The 3620-nt window shown below is 50.8% G+C and carries 4 protein-coding genes; 3 read left to right on the top strand and 1 reads right to left on the bottom strand.

Annotation, left to right across the window (positions count from 1 at the left end; genetic code table 11):
• Window positions 1-160 (bottom strand): helix-turn-helix domain-containing protein (locus WC259_RS07925; RefSeq protein WP_372644149.1); only part of this gene is annotated, 160 nt, incomplete at its 3' end.
• A gap of 159 nt (window positions 161-319) precedes the next feature.
• Here WC259_RS07925 and WC259_RS07920 point away from each other — a divergent pair.
• From WC259_RS07920 to WC259_RS07910, 3 genes are all read left to right on the top strand, one after another.
• Window positions 320-562, top strand: a complete 243-nt coding sequence (locus tag WC259_RS07920) for a helix-turn-helix transcriptional regulator (protein ID WP_372644146.1) — start codon at window positions 320-322, stop codon at window positions 560-562.
• Window positions 563-681: 119 nt separating this feature from the next.
• Entirely contained in the window at window positions 682-1656 is a 975-nt protein-coding gene (locus WC259_RS07915; protein WP_372644143.1) for a hypothetical protein, read from the top strand.
• 27 nt (window positions 1657-1683) lie between these two features.
• On the top strand, window positions 1684-3620 hold a 1937-nt coding region (locus WC259_RS07910; RefSeq protein WP_372644140.1), incomplete at its 3' end, for a DUF3854 domain-containing protein.

Genomic DNA, 3620 nt, shown 5'->3' with positions numbered 1-3620 from the left:
CGAGCTTCTTAAGAATATCAGCTCCCGGTATGGGGCGTTGCCCGCGCTCTATGAGTCCCAGATACGAGTTTGAGACCCCGGACTGTTGTTCAACTTCCCTGAGTGACAGCCGCTTTTCAATCCTCAGGTTTCGAAGATATTCACCGAAGTTCTCCGTCATTATGCCTCACCTCCTTTTGAAAAATAATAGCACTTTTTGTATACCAAGTCAAACACTAATGACACCAAATTGCTATCTACAGTGACATAAACCTATTGACAGTCCATGAATAGCCTAATGATATACTACAGGAAGCAATATGAGTTCTGAGGTATCTCAATGGTTAAGGTGAAGTTGAACCGGCTTGCTCTTGAAGTTGCCATGTCGAGAAAAAACCTCTCACAGCGAGATCTTGCGGAGAAGCTGGGATTTTCCCGTAGTCACCTATCACACATCATAAACGGAAGAAGAGAGCCATCACCGGTCTTAAGGCGGCTCATTCTGGACTATCTACCTGAATATACTTTCGACGACTTGTTCATCATTGAGGAGAACGGTGGTAATGTCCGAGCCAACGATTAGTGATTTTGATAATAGCCTGAGGATTCTGGCAAGGATCATCGCTCAAGCCTACTTGAAAGATCTAACTCGGAAAAATTTAGCAACTTCAAGGGATTCAAATAGTACGAAGGAGGAGAACAATGCCAATCAAAGGTGTAACCGAGGTTGTAAGGCTTCCCCGCTTGGGAAAGATAAGGCTGGGAATCAAGAAGGAGAGTGCTAGTGGGACCCCTTACCCCTGCCCGACGGATTATTTCGTTTGCCCACCTGAGGTAAGGAAGGCTTTTGGAGAAAAGCCGCAGGAACTGAGAATCATGTTCCCTACCAATGACCAGACCCAATGGGCGAGCCAGTATTTGAGATGCTACTCAGCAACAAGAGGACTTGTTTGCCGCGGTGATGGTGAAACGGCGGTAGCGAAGACCGATGCTCGCACCGGTGAGATTGCCGGTAAAGAGTCTATTGAGACCGAGATGAAGGAAATCACCTGCAACGCGGCAAAGTGCAATTTCTATCAGAACGCTCAATGTCGCCGGGTGATGAATCTACAGTTCCTTCTGCCAGACTGTCCAAGCTTTGGTGTTTATCAGCTCGACACCAGCTCCTTCTACTCTATAGTGAATGTCAATTCCAGTCTTGAGCTCATCCGCGGCACCTGCGGGAGACTGTCTATGCTTCCGCTATCTCTAAGGCTGATTGAGCAGGAAGTACAACCGGAAGGCAAGAAAAAGACAGTCAGAATCCTGAGCCTGACCGCTCCTTATTCACTGGCTGAAATCCAGAGATATGCTCAAATACCGCCAGGGCAGGCCCTATTACTTCCCCCACCAGACAGCGAAGCCCCTGACGACCTCTTTCCCGAGGAAGTGACTGGTAACACTGAGGCAGGAATCATTCAGGATAAAGAGCGCCAGCGTCTCGATCTCTGGACCAGGATCAAGAGCAAGATATGGCACTTCGACATCCAGAATTCTCAGATAGCCACATGGTTTGAGAAGAACACTACCCTCATTGTAGGGCTTCCAGACTTCGAGCCACCTATACCTCCGGCTAAGTTCACCGTTGAAATCTTATCCCTGTTTTGCCAGTCCATCGACCGCTACGCGGAACACTAATGAATCCAGTTTCACCGAGGGAAGAGAATGCAGAATGAAAATACCGCCGTACCCATGTCTCCAGAAGCCGTCCAGGAGCTCACGGCGGAGCATCTTCGTCATCTGCATGAAGGAAGCGGTATCAGCAACGAGGTTATCAAAGAGCGGGGCTATCGCAGCATTCTTAATAAGAGCGACCTGGAGAAACATGGTTTCTTATCTTCACAGCGGCGGTCGCCAGGGATTCTCATCCCGCTTTGGGGAGTAGACGGTGGACCGGTCGGTTACCAGTACCGTCCGGATAATCCCCGGTCTGACTCACGACAGCGGCAGGTGAAATATGAATCTCCTATCGGCTCTTCGAATCACCTGGATTGCCCGCCCCGCTGCAAACAGATGCTCGGAGATCCTAAAACTCCGTTGTGGATAACGGAAGGTTCCAAGAAGGCCGATGCCCTGGCTTCGCATGGCGCCTGTGTAATCTCACTCACCGGCGTCTGGGGCTTTAAGGGCAAGAATGAGTTCGGTGGTATTACCCTTCTATCTGATTGGGATGTCGTTTCCAAGGACCTGGTGCGCAAAGCGCTGGAACACCTGGGAGAGCATCTTGCACGCAAGGGTGCCGGCATCTTGGTCGTCTATCTTCCCCAGGATGGCAACCAGAAGGTTGGTATCGATGATTATCTGCTTAGCCATACACTGGAAGAAGCGCGTAAGCTGGCGACTGATTTCAAGACTGAAAACACTGAAAGCCGTGAGCGCTTTGTACCGGGTTTTGTCTTACATGACGGCACGATAGGTGAGATGGTCGTAAGCAAAGAAGATGAGCGTGCCTTTATTATTGTGGTCAACGGATCGGTGCGCAAGGTCTTCCGGTACGAAACAACCAAGGCTATTTACCTGCCTACCGACGATCCCCTAGTAACCGAGGTAGTTCATTTCGCCACGACAGCCACTCCTTACGATTCACAGGCAAGACTTTTCAACGAAATCCGAGACTTTATTCACCGGTACTTAGAAATTCCCGCGGACTTCGAGGACATATCCTCGCTCTACGTGCTTCTCACCTGGGTCTATGAATTCGCTCCTTCCATCCCGTATTTGCGGGTTATCGGCGATTGGGGCACCGGGAAAACAAGGTTTCTGCAGGTGGTAGGCAGTGTCTGCTTCAGGCCGACATTTGCTTCGGGAGCAACCACTCCGGCGCCGATCTTTCGCATCTTAGAACAGTTCCGGGGAACGCTGGTCCTGGATGAAGCCGACTTCAAGGACTCCTCGTCCTGGGTAGAAATGGTCAAGCTCCTGAACAATGGTTACAGACCGGGTATGCCCGTTCTACGGGCGGACAAGGAAAACGGCAAGTGGTTCCCGCGGAGTTACCAGGTATTTGGCCCGAAACTCATCGCTACTCGTTTCCCTTTCCAGGATGAGGCCTTGGAGAGCCGGTGCCTGACCTCGGAGATGATGCCTCTAAGCCGCGATGACATTCCGAGAGTGCTCCCACCCGCTTTCGACAAAGAGATAGACGACCTGAGAGCGAAGCTGCTGACCTTTCGGTTGGCTAATCTTACCAAGCTCAAGGGGAAAACCTTTGGCAACGACCTCCTGGAACCGAATCTTCAGCCACGATTACAGGAGATATTGATACCTCTCAAAGCGATGCTTAACGGCGACCGGTCTATGGTTGAGGCAATATCCGGATTTGTCCATCGTCTCCAGGATAGTCTTTTCCTGAGAAGGAGGGAGAGCGCCCCGGGCCGAGTGCTGGCGGCTTTGATAGAGCTACACGAGGAAGGTAAAGAACTCACCTCAGATAACGTGGCCAAGAGAGCCAATGACACTGACGATGAAGTGGAGCAACTCAGCGCAGAAAAAGTTGGCAGACTGACCAAGAAGCTGGGTTTTGCCAAGGAGCGGATCGGAAAGTCACGGCAACGGCTAATCTGCTGGGACGAAACCAGGGTCACCAGGATTGTATCGTCATA

The sequence above is a fragment of the Dehalococcoides sp. genome (assembly GCF_041654235.1).
Lineage (GTDB): Bacteria > Chloroflexota > Dehalococcoidia > Dehalococcoidales > Dehalococcoidaceae > Dehalococcoides > Dehalococcoides mccartyi_B.
The sequence above is the reverse complement of the archived record's forward strand: the minus strand, read 5'-3'. Positions and strand labels throughout refer to the sequence as shown.

Bases quoted from the DNA above. Each gene is read 5' to 3' on its own strand.
- WC259_RS07920 (WP_372644146.1), top strand. From the start codon at position 320: ATGGTTAAGGTGAAGTTGAACCGGCTTGCTCTTGAAGTTGCCATGTCG.
- WC259_RS07915 (WP_372644143.1), top strand. From the start codon at position 682: ATGCCAATCAAAGGTGTAACCGAGGTTGTAAGGCTTCCCCGCTTGGGA.